The organism is Marinomonas lutimaris (genome assembly GCF_019426345.1).
Taxonomy (GTDB): Bacteria; Pseudomonadota; Gammaproteobacteria; order Pseudomonadales; family Marinomonadaceae; genus Marinomonas; species Marinomonas lutimaris.
Genome location: NZ_JAHLLW010000001.1, coordinates 170,452 through 195,233, shown reverse-complemented (window position 1 = coordinate 195,233; position 24,782 = coordinate 170,452). Strand labels below are relative to the sequence as shown.

The window sequence follows — 24,782 nt, the reverse complement described above, 5'->3', positions numbered from 1 at the left end:
CACGAATACATTAATAAGGCGCAGAAATTAGCTCTTCTACCGTCTGATGTAACACTTTCAGGAATAATTCGCGGGGTTTATTAGGCTGAGTGGTTTTCTTGCAAATCACGGCGACACCTAAGGTGTAAGAACGGTTTTCTGGCGCTACAGCAACGATTTGTCCGGACTCAACATATGACTCAGCATAGCGTTCAGGTAAGAAACCTATGTATCGGCCCGATAGGATCAAGGCTAAGCGGCTGTCATAGAAATACGAGATCGCAGTGAGGTTCATCTGGGAAATCTGTTCGCTAACCGCTTCATGTGGTTTTAATCCCGCGTGAGTAGCAGGGTATTTGTCCACTTTTTCGTCTTGATCTTCAACGGACATAGTGGCTAATGGATGATCCTTCCCACAATACAGGTAACAATCGTCGCTGTATAAATGTACGTAACTTAAACCATCCAGTTTACGATGATAGGGAATGAAACCTATGTCGGCTTCATCATTCAAAATCATGCGCTCAATGTTAGACATAGAAGACACGTTCGTCGTGATCGATACTTCTGGGGCTTCAGTCGAAAATCGCTGGATCATTTCAGGGAAATGACTGCGAGGATCAAGACTCACTTTGTCGGAAAGGGCAAGACGCAGTTTGCCGGTTAAGCTGGCATTTAGGTTGTTTACTGTGGTTCGAAAGGTATCTAATGATTCGAGTAGATTCTCGGTCATTTTATAGATGATAACGCCTTCTTCTGTGAGAGAAAATCCACCACGGCCACGTTTACACAAGACAAGGTTCAAACGCGCTTCTAGATTGGAGATGTGCAGGCTGATAGTCGATCGACCAATATTAAGAGAGGTTTCCGCAGCCGAAAAACCACCGCAATCTACGACAGTTTTAAAGACTTTTAGCTGTTTTATTTCATAATCACCGACTTGCCCCAGTGAGTAATTTTTAACACTCATCGCCTCTCCCCATGTGTATTAACCTGTTCGTCACAATTTAGTTCGTTGATTCTCTAACTTTACATTGATTTAAGCTACTTTCATCCCTCTTTCTGCTTCTTTAAGGTAAGAGACGTCGGCTACCGCAGCAAAATGTCTTCATGATGACGTTTTATGTATTCAGGATGATTCGTATCCGCTTGGTTATACCCTGAAGTGAAGCGTTAAATACTGACCTTTCATTTCATTCTTCCAGCACGTTATTTTGGCCTGTTTGTCTCACTTGATAAACAGGCTTTTTTTGTCATTTTGATTGCTTCCCTTCTTTTCAGAAAGGGTCTAAAGGAGGTTGATATGTCCATCGCGTTATCCGTTCGTCAAAAACTAATTGCGATTGTTGTTTTGGTCTGTGTTGGGTACGCGGGGTTTGGCGATTATTCCATTTATAACTTGTCGCAAATGTCGAATGCGTCCGACGATGCCACCGAGCTGAGCAGGCTAACCAGTGAAGTGAAAGACGTTGAAATTGCTTTACTACAATTTGAACGAGAAATGGCAACCCTTTCACCTGACAATGTTGATGCTATCAGCCAAACATTAGTAAAAATAAAAAATGAGACCTCCGCTGGGTTTAGCATCAGAGCAGATTTACTCGATACCGAAGGCAAAGCTCGCTTAAGGAACAGCCAAGCTTTGCAGCCTAATTATTTATCCGCGCTTGAAAGTCACCTGCAAAATTTAATCACCCTCGGTTAAGCGGTAAAACTGGCGCGCTGGGTCGATTAAACCAATCGGCGCAAGCCTTAGCTGAACAACTCAAATCATTGGCAAGCTTTGCCGCAAGCTTTAAAGAAGTAAGGGTAAGAGAGAAAGACTTTCTCGCTTACAGCGATGCTGAACACCAAGCCGCCTTACAGGCAGCTATTCAGCAGATGGCAAATAAAAATGTTCACAACCAAACCAAAGAATTAGCCAACCAAATCCAAGGTTTTGACGTGGCTTAACAGTCAAAACCCTTGAAAAGGGCTTCCACGAAAAATCATGAAGCCCTAATTTGGTGCAGCAATAAATTACAGACAAAAGACTCGACCGCATATTTAAAAAAGCAAAGAAAATGCACGTTTTCAACATCATAGATCAATAATATTCACACTATTGGTGCATTCAACTAATCTATTTTTTGCACCAAAAAGGGTTGCCAAGCCTCTTTATTGTGCACCAAATTGCAGTTAGTTATATGATTTATAACAGATTTTGTCTTTTTGGATTGTTTGATGCCGACAAAACTTTAGATAGATTTTGTGAGCTTTATTGCTCTTAGGCTTTTTGAAAGTATCGAGTACAAGGTGTCACAACCACAAAGGCGTGACTTTTTTATGCACTTTTGCTCTCGAGGTAGCTCAATGATTAAGGCGATACTAAAAGTAAAAAAACGATTGGTTGTAAGTTCTCTAGCGGTAGCTCTTGGATTAGGCGCTGTCGCTTCTTCTGCTAATGCTGCAGATTACAACTGGCGCTTCGCTAACCTATACAGCCGAGGCTCTGCCTTCGGTGCTGTATATGAAGATTTAGCAAAAAACATTGAGACTATGTCTGACGGCCGCATCAAGGTACAAGTTTTGTACGACGGTGAAGGTGTTGGTTCTTCTGGCATTTTTGGTGCCGTAAAAACAGGCCTAATCACCATGGGCGCGACTTTCCAATCTTTGAACGCAGGTGAGCTTCCAGCTGGTTTGGTTGAAATCGGTCTACCTGGTGGAACCAGTGATGTAGGTGAACTAACTACCTTGTTCCAAGAAAAAGGCTGGGCGCCAATCCTTAAAAAAGCCTACGGCGAGCAAGGTCTAGTTTGGCTTGACCCTTACATTCAGCCAGCGGTTTACGTTATTACTAAGAAGCCAATCAATTCGATTGCCGATTTCCAAGGCTTGAAAATCCGTGCACCAGGCGCATACGGTAAGTTCCTACGTAACCTAGGCGCTTCTCCTGTTTCTCTAGCTTGGTCTGAGATCTACACAAGTCTTTCAACTGGCGTAATCGACGGTTCTATCGGTTCTAACATGATTGATCACCGCGATGGTAACCACGTAGAAGTAGCGAAATATATGTACCCACTTCCTCTAGCTGGCGCACAAGTGTTACCTATTATCGTTAACCAAAGCGCTTGGAACAAACTTCCAGCGGACTTAAAGGCCATTGTTAAAGCGGCGACAACCGTTCACGCTCAAGAGCAAATGACCAAGTCTAAACTTTGGGAATCTCAAGCGGTTGCTGATATGGAAGCAAAAGGCCTTCAGTGGAGCCCAGAGCCAAGTGCAGAAGACAAAGCAGCTTGGAAAGCAGCAGGTGCGAAACTTTGGGATGAGTACGCAGCGGCAGACAAATACAGCAAAGAGTTGATTGACGTTCTTCGTAAAGAACAGAAATAATCTCCTGTGCAATAACTAAAACGGCCTTCTCTTCGTAGAAGGCCGTTTTAATTTCGATCCATCCTTACAGGTACAAAACAATGATAATGACTGCGATTAGGCGCTATTGTCTTGGAGTCCACGCGTTGGTGGCTTTCATTGGGAATTCCGTTTCCTATCTTATGCCAGTATTAGCATTTGTCGTTGCTTTCGAGGTTTTCTCTCGTTACATATTAGATAGTCCAACCATTTGGGCTTACGACACTTCGCTATTTATCTTTGGTTATATTGCGGCATTAGGCGGCGCTTATGCCCAACAGCAACGTGCCCACATCAATGTCGATATCCTTTACAACAAAGTCTCAGCTCGAACGAAAAGCATATTTAACCTATTTTCATTCGCTCTCGCCATGTTCTTTATGGTTATCGTCTGCAAAATGAGCATAGGTAAGTTTGAAGAAGCGCTCGAGTTTAACTACCGACGTCAAAGTGAATGGGCGCCTCATATGCATCATTACTGGTTAATGATGGCAATCGCTAGTGTTTTGCTTATTTTGCAACTTTCCAGCGACTGGATTGATTCATTACACCAAGCAATTACTGGTAAACCCTTATTACCAGAAGCACCGACCGAACAAGAGGAAACCGCACAATGATTAGTATTGAGTTATTAACGGGCATTTTATTTGCCTGTATCATAGCGTCCTTTGCCTTAGGTGCACCGGTTGGTTTAGCCCTTGGCGGTATTGCCATGGGCATAGGTTATATGACCTGGGGCGATGCCTTATTTAACGTCATTCCTACTACGCTAGAATCAACCCATTTTAGTTTTATCCTGCTTGCTATCCCTTTGTATATTTACATGGGTCAATTGCTCACCCGATCCGGTATTGGCGACGCCATGTTCAATGCCAGCCAAATGTTAATTGGTCGAGTACGTGGTTCACTCGCTATCAGCGTGATCGTGGTGTGCTCTATGATTGGTGCCATGGTTGGCATTATCGGCGCGGGCATCATGACTTCAGGCAGTATCGCTCTGCGTCCAATGTTAGAGCGCGGCTACGATAAACGTCTAGCGCTTGGCGTTATTATGGCGGGTGGCGGCTTAGGTATTTTGATTCCACCTAGCATCCCGATGATCATGTTTGCATCGTCTACGCAGAACTCAGTAGGGCGCATGTTCATCGGTGCCTTGATTCCAGCGCTTATCACTATTGTTTTGCTAATCGGTTACGTGGTGATTTCCTGTAAGTTGAACCCAAAACGCGCGCCGATGGATGTGGTGCCAGAAGTTCAACCAACGCAAAAAGAGAAGTTCCTAACAGCTCGTGATGGCTTATTGTCTCTGCTGTTAATTGTTGCCGTGCTTGGTAGCATCATCATGGGCATCGCGACACCAACAGAGTCTGGTGCGATAGGTGTTGTGGGCGCAATTGTTCTAGCGATTTTCTTTAAACGCTTCAAACCACGTATGGTACAAAAAGCGGGGATGCAAGCCGCATTACTGGTCAGTGTGGCGATGTGGATTATTGTTGGCGCGTCGGTTTTCAGTAACTTCCATTTGCTGATGGGCGTGCAAAACATGGTTGCGGGTTTCACCCAAGATTTGGGCTTACCACCGATTGTCGTCATCATGTTGTTCCAGTTGATCATGCTGTTGCTAGGCTTCATTATCGATGAATTTATCATCGTCCTAATGTGTGCGCCTATCTTCACACCGATTGCCGTGTCTCTGGGTTATGATCCTATTTGGTTTGGTATCTTGATGATTCTAAACATTGAAATTGCCGTACAAACGCCACCTTATGGTTTTGCTTTGTTTTACCTAAAAGGCATCGCGCCTCCTGGCATCACCATGTTGGATATCTACAAATCCATTACGCCATTTGTATTGCTGAAACTTCTGGTTCTTGTCATCGTAATGATGTTCCCAGAATTGGTAACCTGGTTGCCTAATCAACTAATGGACTCATAATTTTCATCTAATTCGTGACTGTTGCTCATTATCATTAGAAATAAAAAAAGCCAGTGTGAATCACACTGGCTTTTTTGTTTAGAGCTTTACTATTTTAAAAATTTTGTCTGCTATTAATTAATAGCGCTTCAAGATAATCGCTGCGTTTACTCCGCCAAAACCAAAGCCATTACACAACACATAGTCGACCGCTTTTTCACGTGCAATCAATGGAATAAGATCTAAATCCGCCATGCTGTCTTCTGGAGTTTCAAGGTTTAGCGTCGGAGGCAAAATACCTGAAATTAGCGCCTGCGCACTGAAAATCGTTTCCACGCCACCGGCAGCACCAAGTAAATGACCTGTTGCGGACTTAGTAGAAGAGATCGCCACTTCTGTTACTTTCTCGCCAAACACACGACGCAAGGCGTTAATCTCACCACGATCGCCCACTGGAGTCGACGTAGCATGAGCATTCACATAGCCAATTTGATCCGCAGAAATGCCAGCCATTTTAAGCGCTGTTTGCATCGCACGGGCAGCACCGTTGCCGTCTTCTGGGCCAGATGTCAGATGGTAAGCATCTGCACTGGTGCCATAACCAACGATCTCAGCCAAAGGTGTTGCACCGCGGGCTAAGGCATGTTCAAGGGTTTCAAGTACAACAAGGCCAGAACCTTCGCCCATAACAAAGCCTTCACGATCTTTATCAAAAGGACGAGACGCTTTTTCAGGAGCATCATTTCGAGTAGAAAGCGCCTTCAAGGCACCAAAACCAGCCAAAGACAATGGATCGATACAGGCTTCTGTACCGCCAGCCAAAGCCACTTTTGCTTCACCAGTACGCAATAAACGCATCGCATCGCCAATCGCCTGTACGCCTGCCGCACAAGCGGTCACAGGCGTGCCAATAGGCCCTTTGAATCCATATTTGATAGAAACGTTACCCGCCGCTAGATTGGCAAGAAACGCTGGAACCGTAAAAGGTGACACTCGACGAGCACCTTGCTCTTTTAAAACTGAATGCGCATGAGTAATGGTCGGTAAACCACCGATACCAGTGGCAATAATAGTTGCCGTTGCTTCTTGATCTTCAGCAGACGTTGGATGCCAATTAGCTTGGGTTAATGCTTCTTCTGCAGCAGCAAGGGCAAATAATGTAAACAGATCGACACGCTTACGGTCTTTAGGTGACAGATAGTCTGATTCATTCAAACCATTAGCTTGTTCTGTGTGACTTGGAACCTGTCCGGCAATATGAGTGCTAACGCCTTCAGACAAGGTTGTAGGTAATAAACGAATACCAGATTCACCACGAATCAAGCGATCCCAGACCGAAGCAACACCTAAACCAAGCGGTGACACCAAGCCCATACCAGTGATAACAATTCGTTCTTTAAGTGACATAAAAACCTCTTTAATTTCAGCAGAAATACCATACTCATGCTATAGTGAGACAAAATATGATCAAGATAATATTTAGCTAATTTTCTTAAATAAATTAAGCTTTAGTCTAGTACAAGTAGGGGCAAAAAATATGTCTTACACAGCCAAACACAAAGAGCAAACTAGACAGCGTATATTACATGCTGCTGCAAAATTATTTTGCTCTCACGGTTTTGATCGGGTCACGCTTACCCAAATCATGAAAAAAGCGAACATGACACACGGTGCGTTTTATGCGCATTTTTCTGGTAAAAGCAGTCTATATGAAGCGGCCATGCAATTTGCTAGCTCCAATGCTTTCTGGGCGAGGGACGACAAACAGACCGAAGGAAAAGAAACCCATATTAAGGCACTGGTGACTCGCTACCTTAGCTGGGGTCGAAATGACAAAGAACATCCATCGCCATTGGAATTTTTAGTTACTGACGCCGCACACAAAGAAGAAAAAGTTCGCCAAGCCTACCAAGTTTGCTTCGATAGTTTGGTCGACCGTCTTGCAGGGATTCTGAAAAAACGTGGTAGCCAAGAAGCCGAAGCTCTTGCAGAAGAGACAGTCGTGTCCTTAGTGGGAACAGTCGCCATCGCACGCTCTTTCACCCAACCGCTGCAAAGCGACTTCCTAAAGCGCGCCCAAGAACGCATCGTCAATCGGCTTAACAGCGGATTAAAAAATAGCGAACCAGTGGAAGGTTAAAAAGTTTGAAGCTTTTTTTCACGTGAAACAATTAGATAGGAAGGGAAGAACAAGAAGAGTAAAGCTTACTCTTCTTCCTCGTTTTCTAGATACCAGTTCATCACATAAGGGGCGAGTTCAGCACCCGATACAAAGAAGTGGCCATTGAGTAGGGTTTCTCTTTGGTTGTAGCGAAATGGTTTTCCATCAGGTGTGACAAGCATGCCGCCAGCGGCTTCGATGATGGCTTGCTGAGCGGCGGTGTCCCATTCACTGGTTGGGCCACGACGCAGATGCAAATCCGCAATCCCTTCTGCAATTCGGCAGCCTTTAATTGAGCTGCCTTTTGGTAACTCTCGTACTTGCTCGTAACTTTGCTTTAATTTATTTTTCAGCGAAGCTGGAAGAGCAGGGCCGTGACTACGACTTGTCATGGCAATAATCGGTTCGCGTGGTTCACGGACGTTGATACTTTCGTATTCATCGCCTTGCCATTTAAACGCGCCAATAGGTAAGTCTTGCCAGGCTTTGGTCACACCAAAGTAACCTTCGGTTGTGGTCGGCAAATACACCACGCCAAGAATGGGCGCGCCATTTTCAACCAAGGCGATGTTGATACTGAATTCGCCATTACGCTTGATAAATTCTTTGGTGCCATCGAGCGGGTCTACGATCCACAACATAGGCCATTTAGATCGCTCTTCAAACGCAACCACGCCTTCTTCTGAAAGAACAGGAATATCAGGTGTAAGTGCTTGCAAACCTGCTAGAATCACTTTGTGCGCAGCGAGATCGGCAGCAGTAACTGGACTGTCGTCCAGTTTTTGCTCGATACCCAAATCGGCACGTTGATAAATGTCCATGATCACATCGGCGGCATCGTGTATTATTTTTTGAAGAGCTTGGAAAATTGGGTGTCTACTAACGTCCTGCATAACAGCCTCAAATATGACAACAGAATAGGGTCAACGCATTCTTATGAGTAAACCAGAAAAGCAGTCGGCACCACAAGCCGTTCGTTTAGATAAGTGGCTTTGGGCCGCACGTTTTTTTAAAACTCGTTCACTTTGTAAAGACGCCATCGATGGCGGCAAGGTGTCTTACAACGGAAGTAAGGGCAAAGCCAGCCGCAATGTGGAAATTGGCGCCTTAATTGGTATACGAGTTGGTTGGGATGAAAAGGTCGTCGAAATCAAAGACATCAGCGGCCAACGTCGTGGCGCACCTGAAGCACAATTGCTTTATGAGGAAACGCCAGAGTCGATTGAGAAACGTGAAAAACGCGCCCTCGAAAACAAGTCTTTTGGTGGTCGAATTATGTCCGACCACAAGCCGAACAAAAAAGAGCGTCGTGATATTAAGCAGCTGAAGAAAGATATTTTTAGCGACAACTAATAATCTAGATCCAATATCACGCATTGCATCTCAAGCTAAAATTGCACCTCAAGATAATAAGTAAAGTAAGCGAGAAGGTGAGCCGTCTATTCAACAACGGCAATAAAGACCTTCTCGATTCTCCACACAGCCATACAATTCCAATTCCATTAACACCTGCATCATCAATCCCGCGTCCATTTTGCTTTGGCGAATCAAGGCATCAAAATCCATCGGTTGTGCTTCTTGTTCCATAATGGCAATAACTGCCTTGGCATTATCTGAAGTAGATTCCGGTAAAGCATGAAGCTGATTCGAGGTCAAAATAGGCGTACTTTCAGTTCGCTGGTTTCTATTTTCGGATGATGGTTTTTTACTATTTTTGTTAGCTGTCGAGCTTTTAGTACTCTTCGTTACATTAGCGCTTTTCGTTACAGAAACAGAGGGCAGTTCTGAGCATTCCGCCAAGATGTCATCCACGTTACGAACCAAGGTTGCGCCTTGTCGAAGCAACTGATGACAACCCTCTGATTTCGGGTCGATCAAACGACCAGGCAAAGCAAATACTTCGCGGTTTTGTTGTATGGCATAACTCGCACTGATCAATGAACCACTTTTTATAGAAGCCTCCGATACCAGCACGCCCATACTTAAACCACTGATAATTCGATTCCGCGGTGGAAACAGGTGAGGGCGAGGACTGGTTGATAGTGGGTATTCACTTATTAATGCGCCGCCTTGCTCTAGAATCTCTTCGAACATCTCACGATTATGGTTTGGGTAACGGTGAAATAAACCAGTTCCCATTACCGCAATGGTTGGTGTTGTCTTGTTATATAACGCGCCTTGATGCGCTGCTGTATCGACTCCCATCGCGCCACCACTCACTACGCAAACACCACGAGCCGATAATTGCTCGGCAAGTTGAAAGGTGGCATCTCTTCCATAACGCGTACATTTTCGCGCTCCCACAATACCGATTTTCGGTAATGCCAAGGTGTCTCGGTTACCTTCTACATAAAGAAACGCCGGCGCGACAGTAATCTCTTTTAATGCCTTGGGGTAATGCTCATCTTCTTGCAATACTAAGTAGTGATCAGCTTCTTCCAACCAAGCTAATGACTCATCACGCTTGGTTTCTTGTTCTTTTGTGAGTATGCCATTGGAAAAATAGTCCATTGCCTGACGCGCCGTAATCTCTGGCCACTTTAGTGCGATCAATAATTCATAGGTTATCGTCTCAGAGGAACTTGAGCCGTTCAGCTCTTCATTACTAAATAAGGAAAAGCTTTCAGCATCATCCGTTGATACATGATGATCGAGTTGACTGAGGTAGGTATAAAGACGCGAGAGTCGAGATGGGCCAATGCCAGATAAGAAACTTAAGCATAACCAATCAGTTTTCGACAAGCCTGAGGCGTTAGAGGTAGACATGGTAGACGGCTTCCTTGCGAGTTGAACATGGGCATTCCTTGCCCGTACGTTTACTTAAAAAACAAAATAAGAGTACTTAAAATACAAAACCAAAAGCGAATAGTCTTTGACTATGGAAGCTATTCAATCATATTGGCCAAAAAACCGCCATGAGAAGACTGCTCAACGGCCAGACTTGCGTTACAATAGACGTAATGAAAAGAGTAGGAGAGAACGTCTCCGCTCATGAACAAAGACACATCGTTGGAAAAGATCATGGCTGTTTTAACTGTACTTGAATACCCAGACAAACGCTTACGCAAAATTGCGAAGCCAATTACCGAGTTCACTGACGAGCTACAAACAAAAATCGACGACATGCTTGATACCATGTATGACGAAAACGGTTTGGGCTTGGCGGCAACTCAAGTGGATTATCACCACCGTCTTGTGGTGATGGATTTTTCTGAAGAACGTAATGAGCCCATCGTTTTTATTAATCCAGAATTCGAAATATTAGACGACGAGCCAAATGAATTCCAAGAAGGTTGTTTGTCTGTTCCTGGCTTTTACGAGCACATTTATCGTGCTGCAAAAGTAAGAGTCAAAGCATTAGACCGCAACGGCAAACCATTCTCTTTGGAAGTTGATGAGCTAATGGCAGTTTGTGTTCAACATGAAGTTGATCACCTCGACGGCAAACTTATGGTCGATTATTTAACGCCTCTAAAGCGCAATCGCATTAAGAGCAAATTAGAAAAAGCCCATAAGCTAGCTCAAAAACAAGGCTAAGAAGACGACTCTTTTTAGCCAATAGATCATTAATACTCGTATTATAAAATCAGGCTTTAGCCTGATTTTTTGTTAAGGAACCTTTATGCCGACCTCACCACTTCGTATCGTTTTTGCTGGTACACCAGAATTCGCAGCGGCTAGCCTGCAAGCGCTCTTAACAAAGATGAAAGATTCAAATGCTGAAAAGCAGTATGAGATCGTCGGCGTTTACACTCAGCCAGATCGTCCAGCGGGCCGTGGTCAAAAGCTAGTTCAGAGCCCAGTTAAACAACTTGCTATCGCCAACGACATTCCAGTTTATCAGCCGTTAAATTTCAAACAGGATGAAGACAAGGCGCAGCTCGCCGCATTAGAAGCCGATCTTATGATTGTCGCCGCGTACGGAATCATCCTGCCAAAAGTCGTATTGGATACGCCTAAATTTGGTTGCATTAATGTTCACGCTTCTTTGCTTCCTCGCTGGCGCGGTGCAGCTCCTATTCATCGTTCCCTGATTGCTGGCGATGACGAAACCGGCATTACTATCATGCAAATGGATGTTGGTTTGGATACTGGCGATATGCTGCTAAAAGCATACTGTGATATCAAACCAACAGACACGTCAGAAACGTTGCACGATCGCTTGGCTATTCTTGGTGGCAGCACACTGATTGAAGCTCTAGAAAAATTCAAAGCCGGAACATTAGTCCCTGAGCAACAAGATGAAAGCCTTACTTGCTACGCCGCGAAACTTACCAAGCAAGAAGGCGATGTTAACTGGGCATCTTCGGCAGAATTGATCGAGCGTCAAATTCGCGGTTTATCTCCTTGGCCAGTCGCTTACACCAACAGCCTTGCTGGTGTAATGAAAATCCATGCAGCACACATAGCCAGCGTAAGCGATGAGGCTTCCACACCAGGCGATATTTTGGTGGTTAGCAAAGAGGGTATTATCGTTGCCACAGGGCAAGGTTCTATTCTTATTACTGAGATCCAATTTGCAGGCGGCAAACGCATGAAAGTGCAAGACGCCTTAAACGGTAAACACAAAGCAGCCTTAGAGATTGGTCAGCGTCTTGGCGTTAATGAAAGTGAAAACAAGAGTGAGCAAACAGCATGAGCCAATACGACAATAGCCTCCCATCCAACACAAGTCAGCAAAGTGCTCGCCAAGTGGCGGTTACAGTCATCACTAATATTCTGCTTCAAAAGGGTTCACTTAGTACGCAACTTGCTCGCCATCAAATAGATGTTGCAAGCGAACATGCACCAATGCTTAAAGAATTATGCTTTGGTGTATGTCGTCAGTACCCAAGACTAAACAGCATTGCCTTACATTTATTGGCGCATCCTTTTGAAGAAAAGGACACAGATTTATACGCTGTCTTACTTTTAGGTTTGTATCAATTAACCTACATGAACACCCCAGATCATGCGGCAGTAAACGAAACAGTAGAAGCGTGCCGGATCTTGAAAAAAGACTGGGCAACCAAGTTAATGAATGCGGTGCTACGTCGCTACCAAAGAGAAGCCGACGAAATAGTTGAGATTCTAGAAGCTCAACCTTCTGTAGAATTCAACATGCCGAAATGGCTGGTGAAACGTTTTAATAAACATTGGCCAGACAATCTTGAAGACATTATCGAAGCAAGTAACACGCATCCGCCAATGTGCATTCGCGTAAATGACAGCCTGGTTTCACGTGAAACATACAAGGAGCAACTTGCTGATCTGGGTATAGACTCTGAAAATGGCGAATTTTCAGATTCAGCTTTGTACCTAAGAAATGCGATTCGTGTTGGAGAGTTACCAGGTTTTGATGCAGGTTTTGTCAGCGTTCAAGATGAAGCCGCTCAGCTTTCAGCTCATATTTTATCGCCCAAAAACGGCGAAAAAGTATTGGATGCCTGTGCAGCACCTGGTGGAAAAACAGGGCACTTGTTAGAGAAAGCCAACTCTGCTGGACTAAGTTCAATGGAACTCACTGCCGTTGAACTAGAACCATGGCGCATGGAAAAAATCGAATCCAATTTGGCACGCCTTGGCTATTCGGCGCAGTTGATCTGTGCAGATGCGAGTGATCTTGATGCATGGTGGGATGGCGAGCATTTCGATAAAATCCTACTCGACGTTCCTTGTACAGCAACAGGTGTTATTCGTCGTAACCCAGACATTAAGATCAATCGAAAACCAGCTGACATTGATGATCTCGTTATCATCCAGCGAGAGATTCTTAACAAGGTTTGGACAACGTTAAAATCTGGTGGCTTCATGTTGTACGCAACTTGTTCCTTGATGCCAGAAGAAAACGAACAACAAATCCAACATTTCCTAGCAAACCAAGAAGACGCGAAAGAAGTTGCACTAAATTCTTTGGCGCCGGATCTTGCAGTAGAATGGGGGATTCCTGTTAGTCACGGTCGACAATTATTTCCCCATGCAGATGGTCACGATGGTTTCTACTACTGCCTTCTTCAAAAAGCTTAAGCCGTCTAGTAAGTAGAAATAAAAAACAGGCACAGATCATATCAAGCAAATGACTGAAAAATAGGTCGTTTTATAAAAAAGCCCGACAAATTGTTTCACATGAAACACAGTTTGTTGGGCGTTTTTTTGCGTTCAATTAATATTATCCTTTGCTGATTACGAACTTGTCTCTCAGTTTCAACACTCAATAAGTAACAAAAGAAATCTCATTACACGATCATCCAAAATAATTACGAGTATTTATCAAGTTCAAGTTAAATAATTGTCCTTATGTGGGTAAACTTGCTCTACTTGATTCGAGCAAAAAATATGCACGCTCGATCAACCAAACAACTCAATTTTGACATTTGAATTAATACACTAAACAAAGAGCCGAAAAAAATAACGCTCTAAGGCAGACTATGAAAATCATCATTATAGGCGCGGGGCAGGTTGGCGCCACGCTTGCGGAAAACTTGGCAAGTGAAGATAACGATATTACCGTCATTGATACAGATTTAACCCGCCTTAGAGAGCTGCAAGATCGTCTCGACATTCAAACGGTTGAAGGCAGTGGTTCACATCCAGCTGTATTAGATCAAGCTGGTTGCAACGATGCCGACATGCTAATTGCGGTGAGCAACCAAGACGAAACCAATATGATCGCCTGTCAGATTGCTCACACCTTGTTTAAAACACCGACTAAAATCGGTCGTGTCCGTTCTAGCGCTTATGCAAATTATCCAGAACTCTTTGTTGATTCAGCCATTCCAATGGATGTTCGTATCAGCCCAGAAAAAGAAGTAACTAAACATTTAAGCCGTTTGATTCGTTATCCAGGCGCGTTGCAGGTGATGGAATTTGCGGAAGGCAAAGTACAGCTAGTCGTCGTCAAAGCAGAAAAGGGCGGTCCACTGATTGATCAACCTATCAGTTTCTTAAAAGAACACATGCCGTCGATCCAAACGCGTATTGCAGCAATTTATCGTGATGGTAAATCCATTTCTCCTGACGGCAATACACACATTCGCGCCAACGACGAAGTCTTTTTTCTAACGGCTCAACGAGATGTTTTAGATGTAATGAGTGAACTGCGTCCTTTGGATGTTCCTTATCGACGCATTATCATCGCTGGCGGCGGTAACATTGGTGAACGTTTGGCACAGAGTTTGGAAAAAGAATACCGCGTTAAAATCATCGAACGCGATCCTGAACGTTGCCGTTATTTGTCCGAAACCTTGGACAACACAATTGTGCTAAACGGCGATGCGTCTAAGCAGGAACTGCTGCTTGAAGAAAACATCGAATCCACCGATGTATTCTGTGCTTTAACCAACAACGACGAAGCCAATATCATGTCTTCTATGTTGGCAAAAGTACTCGGCGTTCGTACGGTTATGACCATCATCAATAACCCTGCGTACGTCGATATCGTTCAAGAAGGCATGATCGACATTGCGATTTCGCCGCAACAAACTACCATCAGTTCGCTACTAAGTTATATTCGACGCGGTGACGTGGTGAACGTTCACTCGATGCGCAAAGGTGCTGCGGAAGCATTAGAGGCAGTCGCGCACGGTGATTATCGTTCTTCAAAAGTCGTTGGCCGCAGCATTGCCAATTTGAATTTGCCTGAAGGCGCAACTATTGGTGCTATCGTTCGTGCAGACGATTTGATTGTCGCCACCAGCGAACTGGTGATCCAAGCAGAAGATCACGTCATCATTTTCGTGACCAATAAAAAGCAAATTCCAGCGGTAGAGCAGCTCTTCCAAGTAGGATTAACCTTCTTCTAATTTGAACGTTTTTTAGCAAAAGTAGAAGCCAACATCATTTGGCTTCAGCAGATTTTTAACGCCGGTCTGGCAACAGAACATCGCCAGACTAAAGGAAGCAAGTATGCATTTTAGTGTTATTTTACGTGTCATCGGATTATTGGTAATGGTGTTCAGTGTGTCACTGATTCCACCAATTATCGTTTCTCTGATTTATTCCGATGGCGCACTCAATGCCTTTTTGTATGCATTGGGTATCAATATATTAGGCGGCTTTCTTCTATGGTTCCCTGTTCGGAAAGAACGTGGGGAGTTAAAAATTCGTGACGGTTTCTTGGTCACTGTCTTGTTCTGGACCGTCCTAGGCTTGTTCGGTTCGGTGCCTTTCTTTTTGGCAGAAACGCCAGACTTGACCTTTACTGATGCCTTGTTCGAATCCATTTCTGGACTCACCACCACAGGGGCAACTATCCTTACGGGTATTGATGGCTTACCTAAGTCGATTTTGTTTTATCGCCAGTTGCTCACTTGGTTAGGCGGTATGGGGATCATCGTTTTGGCCGTTGCCATCATGCCTATGTTGGGTATCGGTGGTATGCAGTTGTATCGTGCTGAAACGCCAGGGCCAGTAAAAGACACCAAATTGACGCCACGCATTGCCGAAACGGCAAAAGCCCTTTGGTATATTTATGCGACCTTAACCAGCGTTTGTGCCTTAGGATATTGGATCGCAGGGATGAGTTTGTTCGACGCGATTTGCCATAGTTTCTCGACTGTCGCAATCGGTGGTTTCTCCACTCATGATGAGAGTATCGGTTACTTCAATAGTGTCGCTATCGAAATGATTTGTACCTTCTTTATGATTGTCTCGGCATTCAACTTCGCTCTGCATTTCTACGCTTGGCGTCACAAAAGTGTATGGCATTATTTTAAAGATCCTGAAGCACGTTTCTTTTTATTGATACTGTCTTGTACGGTTATTTTGTCGACTCTCGTGCTTGCCATGACATCGACTTACGATTGGAGTACATCGATTCGCTATGCGGTATTCGAAAGTGTTTCCATCGCAACTACCTCTGGTTTTGGTACATCCGACTTCGCTAGCTGGCCACATTTCTTACCATTCTTGTTGATCGTCACATCGTTTGTCGGTGGCTGTGCCAGTTCGACTGGTGGCGGCATGAAGGTGATTCGTATCCTCTTGATCCTCAAACAAGGTATGCGAGAGATCAAACGCTTGATCCACCCAAATGCCGTTATTCCCGTTAAAGTTGGCGGCAAAGCCATCAATGAAAGAGTCGTGTCTGCAGTATGGGGATTCTTCTCGGCATACTTACTGGTTTACGTAGTGCTAATGATTGGCCTAATGGCAACAGGATTGGATCAAGTTACGGCTTGGTCTGCTGTTGCTGCAACATTGAATAACCTTGGTCCAGGTCTTGGCGACGTAGCTGCCAGTTTCACCAGTGTCAGTGATCCTGCAAAATGGATGCTGTGTTTTTCTATGTTGTTGGGTCGTTTGGAAGTCTTTACCCTGTTGGTATTGTTCACTCCAATGTTTTGGCAAAAATAAAAAGCGCTAAAAATTAGATAACACGTAAGGATTAAGACAGTGACACCAGCCATCAACCAGCTTAAAAAACTGAAGATTGCGTTTAGTATTCACGAATATGAACACGATCCACATTGTTCTAATTTTGGCGAAGAGGCCGCAGAGAAACTCAATCTCGATCCTGCTTGTGTGTTCAAGACTCTACTAGTCACCGACGACAAAAACACCTTCGTTACCATTGTGCCAGTGACAGGTACCTTAAATTTAAAACGAGCGGCCAGTGCACTAGGCGTTAAAAAATTGCACATGGCAGAGGTTAAAGATGCCGAGCGACTTACTGGTTATTTGGTTGGCGGTATCAGCCCAGTAGGGCAAAAGAAAAGCCTCGTCACTTGTATTGACCAAAGTGCGCAGAAATTTGAAAAAATCTATGTCAGCGGCGGACAGCGAGGACTGGATATTGGTCTAGCACCAAACGACCTAAGTCTCGCTTGTCGTAACGCCATCTTCGCAGAGATTGGCGAAACCAAGTAACATAAAAGATTACCCTGCGAATCGACTCTCTCAATTTAAAAAAAGGCATTCTCCATGGCGCAAATTAAACCCATTATTTTATTAGATCGAGACGGCGTCATTAACCAAGACTCAGACGCTTATGTGAAATCAGTAGAAGAATGGCAGCCCATTCCAGGCAGCATCAAATCCATCGCTGCACTTTCCAAAGCAGGCTTTAAAGTCTTTGTGGTGACGAACCAGTCAGGTATTGCTCGCGGTTATTATGACGAAGCCACACTACAGACTATGCACGATAAAATGACAACACTGGTAGAAACAGAGGGCGGCAAAATAGACGGCATTCAATATTGCCCCCATGGACCTGATGATAACTGCAACTGTCGCAAGCCAAAAAGCGGCATGATTGAAGCGATTGAAGCAGAGCTTGGCTTATCATTTGAAGATCACCCAGCCATTATGGTCGGAGACTCTCTACGAGACCTTCAGGCAGGAAATGTACGCGGATGTTCACCTGTACTAGTTTTAACAGGAAAGGGCCGTGAAACGCAGTACAAGACGATAGATTTCCCATTCACCGTTTATACAGACCTTGCCGCGTTTACTATTGCAACACTGCATAAATACAGCTAATCGGATTAAGAGAATTTATTCCCTAAAATACCTTGTTAGTGACTATTCACTAACAAGGTATTTTATTGATAGTAACTACTTGCCTCGCGTCATCCCAGCCAATCTCTGCCAACTCAACGCCATTAATAGCGCTAGAACCAATAAAAGATACGGAAACGCTGCGGCGCTAAACGCCTCAATAATTGGTCCAGTTAGCGACGGAGCCACCAAAGCTCCTAGTCCACAACAGACAAAAACATAACCCGTACGTTTGCCATTGAGCGACATTATGCTATTAGCATATGAAAACAACATGGGGAAAAACGCGGAACACCCCAAACCCAACCACAAAGCAATCATCACCAGCGAAGCATCAGACAAGACCATCACCAAACTTCCCGTGAAACTCACCACCAGCAAACCATAAATACCTTGTCGAGGCGTAATCCAACGCAGCAGGAATACCGAGAACAAACGACCCAGAGATAAGCTAACAAAGAACCAAGTTACTAAGATCGCTGCGGTATTTTGATCTTCACCGGACATAACAGCATAAGTAGTGATCCAGCCAGCGATGGTAATTTCAAAACCCACATACAAGAAGATAACTGTCAGAAAAGCCAAGAAAGTCGCTTTTTGTTTTGTTGCTGGTACCACTTCGCTGGCTCTAAGTTCGAATGTTGGACTAGGTTGTCGCCATAATAAAAATGGCAACAACACCGCATATAGAGCAACCATCCAATAACCTGCACCATAGCCATGCCCCGTCCATTGCGCGAAAACCAAAATCAAGGGTGCCAACATACAACCTGCGCTGTAACATAAATGCAAAATGGTGACATATGAGCCAACTTTTTCTTTATGCAGCCACAACATCATCATATTGCCTCCCGCATTGACTGACACTTCCGATGCTCCCAGCAAAAAGAACAACACCACCAGCATAAATAAGCTAGTCGAGAAGGGTACCAGCACCAATCCAGTAATCACGCAAAGTAGCATTACTATAAGATAATGATGACCTTGCCAACGATCGAACATACGGCCTGCTAACAAAGCACCAAGAATATTACCAATTGCTCGCGCACTAAAGACGATAGAGATTTCAGCAACGGAGGCATTAATTAAATCGGCCAAATATATCAAACTTGGTCCCAACAAACCCGAAACCGAGCCCGCAGCAATAAACATGGCGCAATACAGCGTAGTTCGAGTTAATTCCTTCATAAAGCAGTGTCCATTTTTTATTTTTTTAATCTAAAGAGAGCATTGGTATTTGGATTTAATCACGCAACTTGATTAATTAATAGACACCGCTAAGAAAATCTCTAACGCCCATAGAATCGATTGGCAAGGAGTTCGAATTAGATGATAATGGTTATTATTTTAAAATGTTCTATTCATGGCTAACCAAGACAGACTAACTCGCATAGAAAAGGTTTTAGACTACATCCACGAACACTTGGATGAGCCTATTCACGTAACCAGCTTAGCAGAAAAAAGCTGCTGGTCACGCTGGCAGTTTCAACGGGTATTTGGTCAGACAACAGGCCTTACCGTTGCTCAGTACATAAGAGAGTTACGCTTAAGCAAAGCCGCCGAACTGTTACTATCAAGCAAAACTAGACACATGGATATTGCAATACAATGTGGCTTTGACTCGGAAATAAGCTTCTCTCGGGCCTTTAAACACATGTTCAACTGTACCCCTAGAGATTATCGCCAACGTGGGAAGCGTTATGGATTACGTACGCCACTACAATACAGACGCCCTAATAAAACCCAAACAGAGACGCTAAAATCCTTCACACAAATACGCATTGAAAGTCGCGATGGCTTTCAAGTTCAAGGCAAGTGCGATTGGATTCGAGGATTACTGTCTTCTACTCCGGATTTTTCAGAACGGGTTCCACAGCTTTGGTCTCAAGTTATTTCAGAAATAAGCACGATTGCAAAAGGTTCTCGCCCAATTGGCATAATAGACACTCAAGACCATGCTAAACATCCAAATCAAATGCTTTATTGGGCAGGGTACTTAGAGCCAATAAAACCATCGCCTTCAATAACTTTTAACGGCGCCAACCCATTTAATACCAGGCAGTTAGATACGGTGACCGTGCCACTTCAAGAATACGCTGTCATTCCCGTTTATGGAAAGTCGTCGGCAGTTGAAAAAGCATTAGAGTGGTTTATCTACCAATGGTTACCTGAGTCCAATTATTACGGTGTTCAAGGTTATGAACTAGAAGTGTACGAGCCTGATTACGATCCAAACAGTCCACAGAGCTACATGGAATATTGGCTTCCAATAAAGCCAAGATGACCGCTATAAAGTCTAGACCTATGGTTTCTTCCTCTGACTTTTCCTATTACTGAAGATGCACCAAAAGGTTAAGTTTTATGTTTTCAATAAAAATAGAATGAGATTCATTATCAATATTGTTTTATTCTATTCTCGGAGTTAACATGAAACCGTCTGTGCATTTCCAACTCACCTTACTTGCTTTAGCAATGTCATCTGTATCGTCTCACTCTCTTGCAGCTGACAGGTCAGAAGCAACAGATACAAGGTTAGAAGATCAATTAAGTACATTAATGGTGAAGGGGCAGACATATCGTAATACAGCGACCAAAACCCAATTAGATCCAGAAGAAACACCCCAAGCCATTTCTATAGTTGAGCAAAGTATGCTGGAGCAAAGAGGCACGGAAACGGTTGCGGAAGCTGTCCGATATACCTCAGGCATTAATACTGAATTACGTGGCGGCGCAGTAACACGATTGGATTTTTTCAATATTCGAGGATTCGAGAACGACAAAGCCTACTATGATGGGCTGCAGCTACTTTATAACGATTGGAACCTACAGCCACAAATCGACATGGCAGCGGTAGAACAAGTTGAAGTATTCAAAGGTCCAACCTCGACGCTTTATGGCGCTATGCCTCCCGGTGGCATGGTGAATCTCATCAGTAAAGCACCTCAACCTGAGAGCCAACATAGTGTGGAATTAACATTAGGTAGCGACAGTAAACTCGAAACACAAATCGATAGTACCGGCGCGATTAACGACAAAATGAACTATCGCGTCGTTGGGCTGTTTCGACAAAAAGACGGACAAGCCGTCACATCGGAAGAAGAGCGCATCATGATAGCGCCTTCTATTGATTGGAAAATCAGCGATAGCACCATGCTTAACCTCAATATGTATTATCAAAAAGATCCCAAAATGGGCATTTATTCTACCTTGCCATCAAAAGGCACCGTCTATAGCAGCACCAATGGGAAACTATCTTCAGATGCTTATGCGGGCGACATAAACTGGGAAACCTACGACAGAGATGTACTTTTACTTGGTTATAAACTCGACCATAAAGTAAATAATACTTGGAGCTTTCTTCAAAATGCTCGTTTCACCACGGCAAAAGCGTACCAAGAGAACACCTATTCTTCTTCGCTAGACAGTGATGAAAGAACCCTAAATCGTCGTGCCTATCTCACAGACGAAAAATCCGAAGGTATCAATCTAGATAACCAATTTTCAGGTGTTTTTGATATTGGCAATGCCGAGCACAATATCTTAGTCGGCGTAGATTACCTCAAGCTCAAATCTGACGTTATATACGAAGATGCCGTAGCGCCTAGCATCGATCTCTATAACCCAAATCACAGCCAAATTATAAGAGATAACCTAGACTTCGCAGGGTCCGGATACAGCAGCGATTTTACTATCGACAAAGAGCAAACGGGCGTCTACTTACAAGATCAAATACGCCTTGATCAATGGGTCTTTATTGCCGGTGGTCGCTATGATCAATTCAAAGCAACTGAAAAGGGTCGTAAATACGGAGCAACCACAAACACCAAAGTAGATCAGAGTCAGTTTAGTGGTCGAGCCGGCGCACTGTATGAATTTGATAATGGCCTCGCGCCATTCGTTAGTTATGCTCAAAGCTTCGAGCCAATCACAGGCTCTGACCGCAATGGTAAGACTTTTGATACCTCAACAGCCGACCAATGGGAAGCAGGTCTAAAATACAAAAGACGAGATGTTACCGCTAGTATAACTGCCTTTGAGATCACCAAACGCAATGTACTGACCCGCGACCCAGACAGCACAGACTACAGCCAAAAGGTTCAAGTGGGGGAAATGCAATCTCGTGGTATCGAACTTGAGTTACAGCAAGTCATCACACCAGACATCACGGTAAAAGCAGCTTATACACTTCAAGACGTTGAAGTCACCAAAGACAATAGCGGCATAGAAGGTAATACACCGGTTTGGGTACCCAAAAAGCAATTTAATACTTGGCTAACTTATGCGCCAACAGAAGGAACATTAGCCGGTGCATCACTCGGTGCAGGCGTACGTTATGTTGGTCAAATGCAGCTCGACGCAGCGAACTCTAATACCGTACCGTCTTTTACCTTGGTCGATTTATCCATAGGTTACGACTTATCTATGCTGTCTCCACAATGGCAAGGAACCAGCGTGAGATTTTCGATGAGCAACGTATTCGATAAAACCTATTACAGCTGCTACGACGAATCCAACTGCTGGTTCGGAGACAAAAGAGCCTTCGAAATTAGCGCCCGCTATGAGTTCTAGATATCTCATGGCGCAACTTAGAAGCATTACTTAGAGGTAAAAAACATGGAAAGACTTATAGATCGTCTTTTCAAGATCGCAAGGTCTTATATCGCTGTACTGGATGGGCAAGAAAGTTTGTCTGAGGAGAAACAAAGCACAACAAACTTGTCAACCAAAGAGCCAGAGCAAGCATTGCTTGTTTTACATGAAACACTACAAAAGGCGCACCCAGAAACGGGTGCGCCTTATTGGCGTATACGGTGTTGGGGATTGGCTTGCTGGCAACCAATCTATCTGGCAATGATCTGCGTTTATCAGCTCAAAGCGGTACCGCTGCGCTTGCAAGATATAGAACAAAAACAAAGCGGCGAGATGGTCGCAGGGTATTTTTTACCAGATGGGATATGGCAAGAGGGAAGTCACGAGACACTTATCAAAACAGCGAGTGAACAGATCAATATAATGTTCCAATCATTTGAAACAGCTCACGTTGATGCCTTTGGTGGAAGACCGGCACTTTATCAAGGTTTGCTTGCTGATCAGTTAATGAGTGCGCTAATTGCTATAAATAACTTGTTGCCCGATGAGCAAAAATACAACCTCGAAACGGATTTTCAACTTTGGGCGCAAGAGATGAATTTGCCATTAAAACCTCTTGCGGGGCTAAGTCAGCAAGAAACAGAAACGCCTGTTTTTGTGCGTCATACTTGCTGCTTGCACTTTCGCCGTGACGGAGGAGAGCTCTGTACAAACTGCCCTAGACTGCACACAAAAAACGCAAAACAAAAACAGCAAAATGCAATTAATCAAGGTTGATAAAGGTAAGTGATCGTTATAAAAAGTAACTTAGTGTAAGTACTTACTCTCGCTTAAATCCTAATAAATAGGAATCTAAAAAACTAATTCTTCATTTCGTTGTGATTGTACAGCCAAAATATCGGTAATATTATCTTCAATCCAATCAGCCAAACTAGCCACTCGAACGGACACTTCAAGTCCTAAATCCGTCAGACTATATTCCACATGAGGCGGCACGACAGGATAAGAAGTGCGTAAAACAAAGCCATCTAATTCCAAAGATTGAAGGGTTTGTGCGAGCATTTTTTCACTGACACCCACAATCTTACGACGCAATTCACTAAAGCGCTGTATGTCACCATCTTTAAGAGCAACCAACACCAACACACCCCAACGACTGGTGACATGTTTCAAAATATCACGCGAAGGGCACTTGTCTGAAAACACATCCCCCCGATCAAATAAGTGAGCCATACCGTTCTGAGAATTTTGTAAATTATTTTCCATACTTACCTTTTTGTACGTACTTACTAAAAGTTTGTTAGTGGTATATTCTACTTCTATCTACTCGAAACTCAAAGGAGAATAATATGATTTTAGTAACTGGCGCATCTGGCCAACTTGGCCGTCTCGTGATTGCATCACTATTAGAGAAAACAGCGGCAAGCAACATCATCGCTGCCGTTCGTAATCCAGACAGCGTAAAAGACTTAGCTGAAAAGGGCTTACAAGTTCGTCAAGCTGATTACACAGACCAAAACGCTCTTGTTGCAGCAATGCAAGGCGTTGAAAAAGTATTATTAATCTCTTCAAGCGAAGTGGGCCAACGTGCCCCACAACACCAAAATGTCATCAACGCGGCAAAACAAGCTAGTGTATCTTTGATTGCTTACACCAGTATCCTAAACGCCGATGCATCTCCTCTTATCCTTGCACAAGAACATGTGGCAACAGAAAGCATGTTGGCAGAATCGGACGTACCTTATGTACTACTTCGCAATGGCTGGTACTCAGAAAACTACACAATGAGCCTAGCAACTGCCTTGGAATACGGTGTTGTAGGCTGTGCTGAAGAAGGCAAATTCTCGACGGCAACACGTGCTGATTACGCAGAAGCCGCCGCTGCTGTACTCTTAAAAGACGGACAAGCGGGCAAAGTGTATGAACTAGCAGGGGACAATGCCTTCACACTAAGCGAATACGCTGCAGCGATTAGCAAGGTATCAGGCAAAACCGTGACATACCAAAACGTTCCTGAAGCGGAATACACCAAGATTCTAGTAGGTGCAGGCTTGCCAGAAGGCTTCGCCGCCATCCTTGCTAACTCGGAAGTCGGCGCCTCCAAAGGCGGCCTGTTCAGTGACAGCAAAGATTTATCCACTCTAATTGGCCGCCCAACCACATCTATTGAAGACAGCATCAAAGCGGCGTTGTAAGCATTTTTATACCTAAATTTAGGTATAAAAATTAAGTATAAAAAAAAGCGGTTAGAGCTTTCACTCTAAC

24 protein-coding genes are annotated in these 24,782 nt (G+C 44.0%); 18 read left to right on the top strand and 6 right to left on the bottom strand.

All coding sequences use genetic code 11. From position 1 onward, the window contains the following. Positions 1-10: 10 nt before the first annotated feature. Complete coding sequence (locus KPL72_RS00870) at positions 11-949, bottom strand: LysR family transcriptional regulator (protein WP_219701234.1); 939 nt, start codon at positions 947-949, stop codon at positions 11-13. Between the two features lie 333 nt (positions 950-1,282). Between KPL72_RS00870 and KPL72_RS00865 the strand changes: the two genes are divergently transcribed. The 5 genes from KPL72_RS00865 (at position 1,283) to KPL72_RS00845 (ending at position 5,311) form a co-directional block, all read left to right on the top strand. Further along, entirely contained in the window at positions 1,283-1,684 is a 402-nt protein-coding gene (locus KPL72_RS00865; RefSeq protein ID WP_219701230.1) for an MCP four helix bundle domain-containing protein, read from the top strand. A gap of 68 nt (positions 1,685-1,752) precedes the next feature. Beyond that, complete coding sequence (locus KPL72_RS00860) at positions 1,753-1,932, top strand: hypothetical protein (protein WP_219701229.1); 180 nt, start codon at positions 1,753-1,755, stop codon at positions 1,930-1,932. A gap of 399 nt (positions 1,933-2,331) precedes the next feature. Then, the gene (locus KPL72_RS00855) at positions 2,332-3,357 is read left to right on the top strand and encodes a TRAP transporter substrate-binding protein (RefSeq protein WP_219701226.1); all 1,026 of its coding nucleotides are present in this window, start codon (positions 2,332-2,334) and stop codon (positions 3,355-3,357) included. An 80-nt stretch (positions 3,358-3,437) separates the two neighbouring features. Continuing rightward, on the top strand, positions 3,438-3,992 hold the full coding sequence (locus KPL72_RS00850) for a TRAP transporter small permease subunit (protein WP_212917100.1): 555 nt from the start codon (positions 3,438-3,440) through the stop codon (positions 3,990-3,992). Next, positions 3,989-5,311, top strand: a complete 1,323-nt coding sequence (locus KPL72_RS00845) for a TRAP transporter large permease (RefSeq protein WP_219701223.1) — start codon at positions 3,989-3,991, stop codon at positions 5,309-5,311. Before KPL72_RS00850 ends, KPL72_RS00845 begins: the two co-directional genes overlap by 4 nt. A 117-nt stretch (positions 5,312-5,428) precedes the next feature. Here KPL72_RS00845 and fabF read toward each other — a convergent pair whose 3' ends face one another. Further along, the gene (fabF, locus tag KPL72_RS00840) at positions 5,429-6,697 is read right to left on the bottom strand and encodes a beta-ketoacyl-ACP synthase II (RefSeq protein WP_219701220.1); all 1,269 of its coding nucleotides are present in this window, start codon (positions 6,695-6,697) and stop codon (positions 5,429-5,431) included. A 130-nt stretch (positions 6,698-6,827) separates the two neighbouring features. Between fabF and KPL72_RS00835 the strand changes: the two genes are divergently transcribed. Next, complete coding sequence (locus KPL72_RS00835; RefSeq protein ID WP_212917097.1) at positions 6,828-7,430, top strand: TetR/AcrR family transcriptional regulator; 603 nt, start codon at positions 6,828-6,830, stop codon at positions 7,428-7,430. Positions 7,431-7,495: 65 nt separating this feature from the next. Here KPL72_RS00835 and cysQ read toward each other — a convergent pair whose 3' ends face one another. Continuing rightward, complete coding sequence (cysQ, locus tag KPL72_RS00830; RefSeq protein ID WP_219701219.1) at positions 7,496-8,344, bottom strand: 3'(2'),5'-bisphosphate nucleotidase CysQ; 849 nt, start codon at positions 8,342-8,344, stop codon at positions 7,496-7,498. 43 nt (positions 8,345-8,387) lie between these two features. Between cysQ and KPL72_RS00825 the strand changes: the two genes are divergently transcribed. Next, entirely contained in the window at positions 8,388-8,804 is a 417-nt protein-coding gene (locus KPL72_RS00825; protein WP_212917095.1) for an RNA-binding S4 domain-containing protein, read from the top strand. Between the two features lie 90 nt (positions 8,805-8,894). Here KPL72_RS00825 and dprA read toward each other — a convergent pair whose 3' ends face one another. Further along, complete coding sequence (gene dprA, locus KPL72_RS00820) at positions 8,895-10,217, bottom strand: DNA-processing protein DprA (RefSeq protein ID WP_219701216.1); 1,323 nt, start codon at positions 10,215-10,217, stop codon at positions 8,895-8,897. Between the two features lie 255 nt (positions 10,218-10,472). Between dprA and def the strand changes: the two genes are divergently transcribed. The 7 genes from def (at position 10,473) to gmhB (ending at position 17,909) form a co-directional block, all read left to right on the top strand. Then, positions 10,473-10,988: a peptide deformylase gene (gene def / locus KPL72_RS00815; RefSeq protein WP_212917093.1), complete on the top strand. Its 516-nt coding sequence runs from the start codon at positions 10,473-10,475 to the stop codon at positions 10,986-10,988. Between the two features lie 85 nt (positions 10,989-11,073). Then, entirely contained in the window at positions 11,074-12,090 is a 1,017-nt protein-coding gene (fmt, locus tag KPL72_RS00810; protein WP_219701213.1) for a methionyl-tRNA formyltransferase, read from the top strand. Then, a complete protein-coding gene (rsmB, locus tag KPL72_RS00805) occupies positions 12,087-13,457 on the top strand; it encodes a 16S rRNA (cytosine(967)-C(5))-methyltransferase RsmB (protein ID WP_219701210.1) in 1,371 nt (456 codons plus the stop codon). The genes fmt and rsmB overlap by 4 nt, the downstream gene beginning before the upstream one ends. Before the next feature lie 401 nt (positions 13,458-13,858). Then, a complete protein-coding gene (trkA, locus tag KPL72_RS00800) occupies positions 13,859-15,232 on the top strand; it encodes a Trk system potassium transporter TrkA (protein ID WP_212917090.1) in 1,374 nt (457 codons plus the stop codon). A gap of 103 nt (positions 15,233-15,335) precedes the next feature. Continuing rightward, positions 15,336-16,784 (top strand): TrkH family potassium uptake protein, encoded by a 1,449-nt coding sequence (locus KPL72_RS00795; protein ID WP_212917089.1) that lies wholly within the window; start codon positions 15,336-15,338, stop codon positions 16,782-16,784. A gap of 39 nt (positions 16,785-16,823) precedes the next feature. Next, positions 16,824-17,297, top strand: a complete 474-nt coding sequence (ybaK, locus tag KPL72_RS00790; RefSeq protein ID WP_219701208.1) for a Cys-tRNA(Pro) deacylase — start codon at positions 16,824-16,826, stop codon at positions 17,295-17,297. A 54-nt stretch (positions 17,298-17,351) separates the two neighbouring features. Next, entirely contained in the window at positions 17,352-17,909 is a 558-nt protein-coding gene (gmhB, locus tag KPL72_RS00785) for a D-glycero-beta-D-manno-heptose 1,7-bisphosphate 7-phosphatase (protein WP_212917087.1), read from the top strand. Between the two features lie 75 nt (positions 17,910-17,984). Here the strand turns inward: gmhB and KPL72_RS00780 are convergent, their stop codons facing one another. Then, positions 17,985-19,115, bottom strand: a complete 1,131-nt coding sequence (locus KPL72_RS00780; protein WP_212917086.1) for an MFS transporter — start codon at positions 19,113-19,115, stop codon at positions 17,985-17,987. Between the two features lie 175 nt (positions 19,116-19,290). On the opposite strand from KPL72_RS00780, the gene KPL72_RS00775 reads away from it, so the two are divergent. From KPL72_RS00775 to KPL72_RS00765, 3 genes are all read left to right on the top strand, one after another. Further along, positions 19,291-20,211: an AraC family transcriptional regulator gene (locus tag KPL72_RS00775; protein WP_219701205.1), complete on the top strand. Its 921-nt coding sequence runs from the start codon at positions 19,291-19,293 to the stop codon at positions 20,209-20,211. Positions 20,212-20,354: 143 nt separating this feature from the next. Continuing rightward, positions 20,355-22,496, top strand: coding sequence for a TonB-dependent siderophore receptor (locus KPL72_RS00770; protein WP_219701202.1), 2,142 nt, complete (start codon positions 20,355-20,357; stop codon positions 22,494-22,496). A 45-nt stretch (positions 22,497-22,541) separates the two neighbouring features. Continuing rightward, positions 22,542-23,294 carry a siderophore ferric iron reductase gene (locus KPL72_RS00765; RefSeq protein ID WP_219701199.1) on the top strand — a complete coding sequence of 251 codons (753 nt, stop codon included), beginning with the start codon at positions 22,542-22,544 and terminating at the stop codon, positions 23,292-23,294. 75 nt (positions 23,295-23,369) lie between these two features. Here the strand turns inward: KPL72_RS00765 and KPL72_RS00760 are convergent, their stop codons facing one another. Further along, positions 23,370-23,783, bottom strand: a complete 414-nt coding sequence (locus KPL72_RS00760) for a winged helix-turn-helix transcriptional regulator (RefSeq protein WP_212917082.1) — start codon at positions 23,781-23,783, stop codon at positions 23,370-23,372. 83 nt (positions 23,784-23,866) lie between these two features. On the opposite strand from KPL72_RS00760, the gene KPL72_RS00755 reads away from it, so the two are divergent. Then, complete coding sequence (locus tag KPL72_RS00755) at positions 23,867-24,712, top strand: SDR family oxidoreductase (RefSeq protein ID WP_219701196.1); 846 nt, start codon at positions 23,867-23,869, stop codon at positions 24,710-24,712. Positions 24,713-24,782 lie beyond the last annotated feature (70 nt).

What these genes read in the sequence shown, in the direction of transcription:
- KPL72_RS00870 (WP_219701234.1), bottom strand. Translation starts at nt 949, where the DNA reads ATGAGTGTTAAAAATTACTCACTGGGGCAAGTCGGTGATTATGAAATA.
- KPL72_RS00865 (WP_219701230.1), top strand. Translation starts at nt 1,283, where the DNA reads ATGTCCATCGCGTTATCCGTTCGTCAAAAACTAATTGCGATTGTTGTT.
- KPL72_RS00855 (WP_219701226.1), top strand. Translation starts at nt 2,332, where the DNA reads ATGATTAAGGCGATACTAAAAGTAAAAAAACGATTGGTTGTAAGTTCT.
- KPL72_RS00850 (WP_212917100.1), top strand. Translation starts at nt 3,438, where the DNA reads ATGATAATGACTGCGATTAGGCGCTATTGTCTTGGAGTCCACGCGTTG.
- KPL72_RS00845 (WP_219701223.1), top strand. Translation starts at nt 3,989, where the DNA reads ATGATTAGTATTGAGTTATTAACGGGCATTTTATTTGCCTGTATCATA.
- fabF (WP_219701220.1), bottom strand. Translation starts at nt 6,697, where the DNA reads ATGTCACTTAAAGAACGAATTGTTATCACTGGTATGGGCTTGGTGTCA.
- KPL72_RS00835 (WP_212917097.1), top strand. Translation starts at nt 6,828, where the DNA reads ATGTCTTACACAGCCAAACACAAAGAGCAAACTAGACAGCGTATATTA.
- cysQ (WP_219701219.1), bottom strand. Translation starts at nt 8,344, where the DNA reads ATGCAGGACGTTAGTAGACACCCAATTTTCCAAGCTCTTCAAAAAATA.
- KPL72_RS00825 (WP_212917095.1), top strand. Translation starts at nt 8,388, where the DNA reads ATGAGTAAACCAGAAAAGCAGTCGGCACCACAAGCCGTTCGTTTAGAT.
- dprA (WP_219701216.1), bottom strand. Translation starts at nt 10,217, where the DNA reads ATGTCTACCTCTAACGCCTCAGGCTTGTCGAAAACTGATTGGTTATGC.
- def (WP_212917093.1), top strand. Translation starts at nt 10,473, where the DNA reads ATGGCTGTTTTAACTGTACTTGAATACCCAGACAAACGCTTACGCAAA.
- fmt (WP_219701213.1), top strand. Translation starts at nt 11,074, where the DNA reads ATGCCGACCTCACCACTTCGTATCGTTTTTGCTGGTACACCAGAATTC.
- rsmB (WP_219701210.1), top strand. Translation starts at nt 12,087, where the DNA reads ATGAGCCAATACGACAATAGCCTCCCATCCAACACAAGTCAGCAAAGT.
- trkA (WP_212917090.1), top strand. Translation starts at nt 13,859, where the DNA reads ATGAAAATCATCATTATAGGCGCGGGGCAGGTTGGCGCCACGCTTGCG.
- KPL72_RS00795 (WP_212917089.1), top strand. Translation starts at nt 15,336, where the DNA reads ATGCATTTTAGTGTTATTTTACGTGTCATCGGATTATTGGTAATGGTG.
- gmhB (WP_212917087.1), top strand. Translation starts at nt 17,352, where the DNA reads ATGGCGCAAATTAAACCCATTATTTTATTAGATCGAGACGGCGTCATT.
- KPL72_RS00780 (WP_212917086.1), bottom strand. Translation starts at nt 19,115, where the DNA reads ATGAAGGAATTAACTCGAACTACGCTGTATTGCGCCATGTTTATTGCT.
- KPL72_RS00775 (WP_219701205.1), top strand. Translation starts at nt 19,291, where the DNA reads ATGGCTAACCAAGACAGACTAACTCGCATAGAAAAGGTTTTAGACTAC.
- KPL72_RS00770 (WP_219701202.1), top strand. Translation starts at nt 20,355, where the DNA reads ATGAAACCGTCTGTGCATTTCCAACTCACCTTACTTGCTTTAGCAATG.
- KPL72_RS00765 (WP_219701199.1), top strand. Translation starts at nt 22,542, where the DNA reads ATGGAAAGACTTATAGATCGTCTTTTCAAGATCGCAAGGTCTTATATC.
- KPL72_RS00760 (WP_212917082.1), bottom strand. Translation starts at nt 23,783, where the DNA reads ATGGAAAATAATTTACAAAATTCTCAGAACGGTATGGCTCACTTATTT.
- KPL72_RS00755 (WP_219701196.1), top strand. Translation starts at nt 23,867, where the DNA reads ATGATTTTAGTAACTGGCGCATCTGGCCAACTTGGCCGTCTCGTGATT.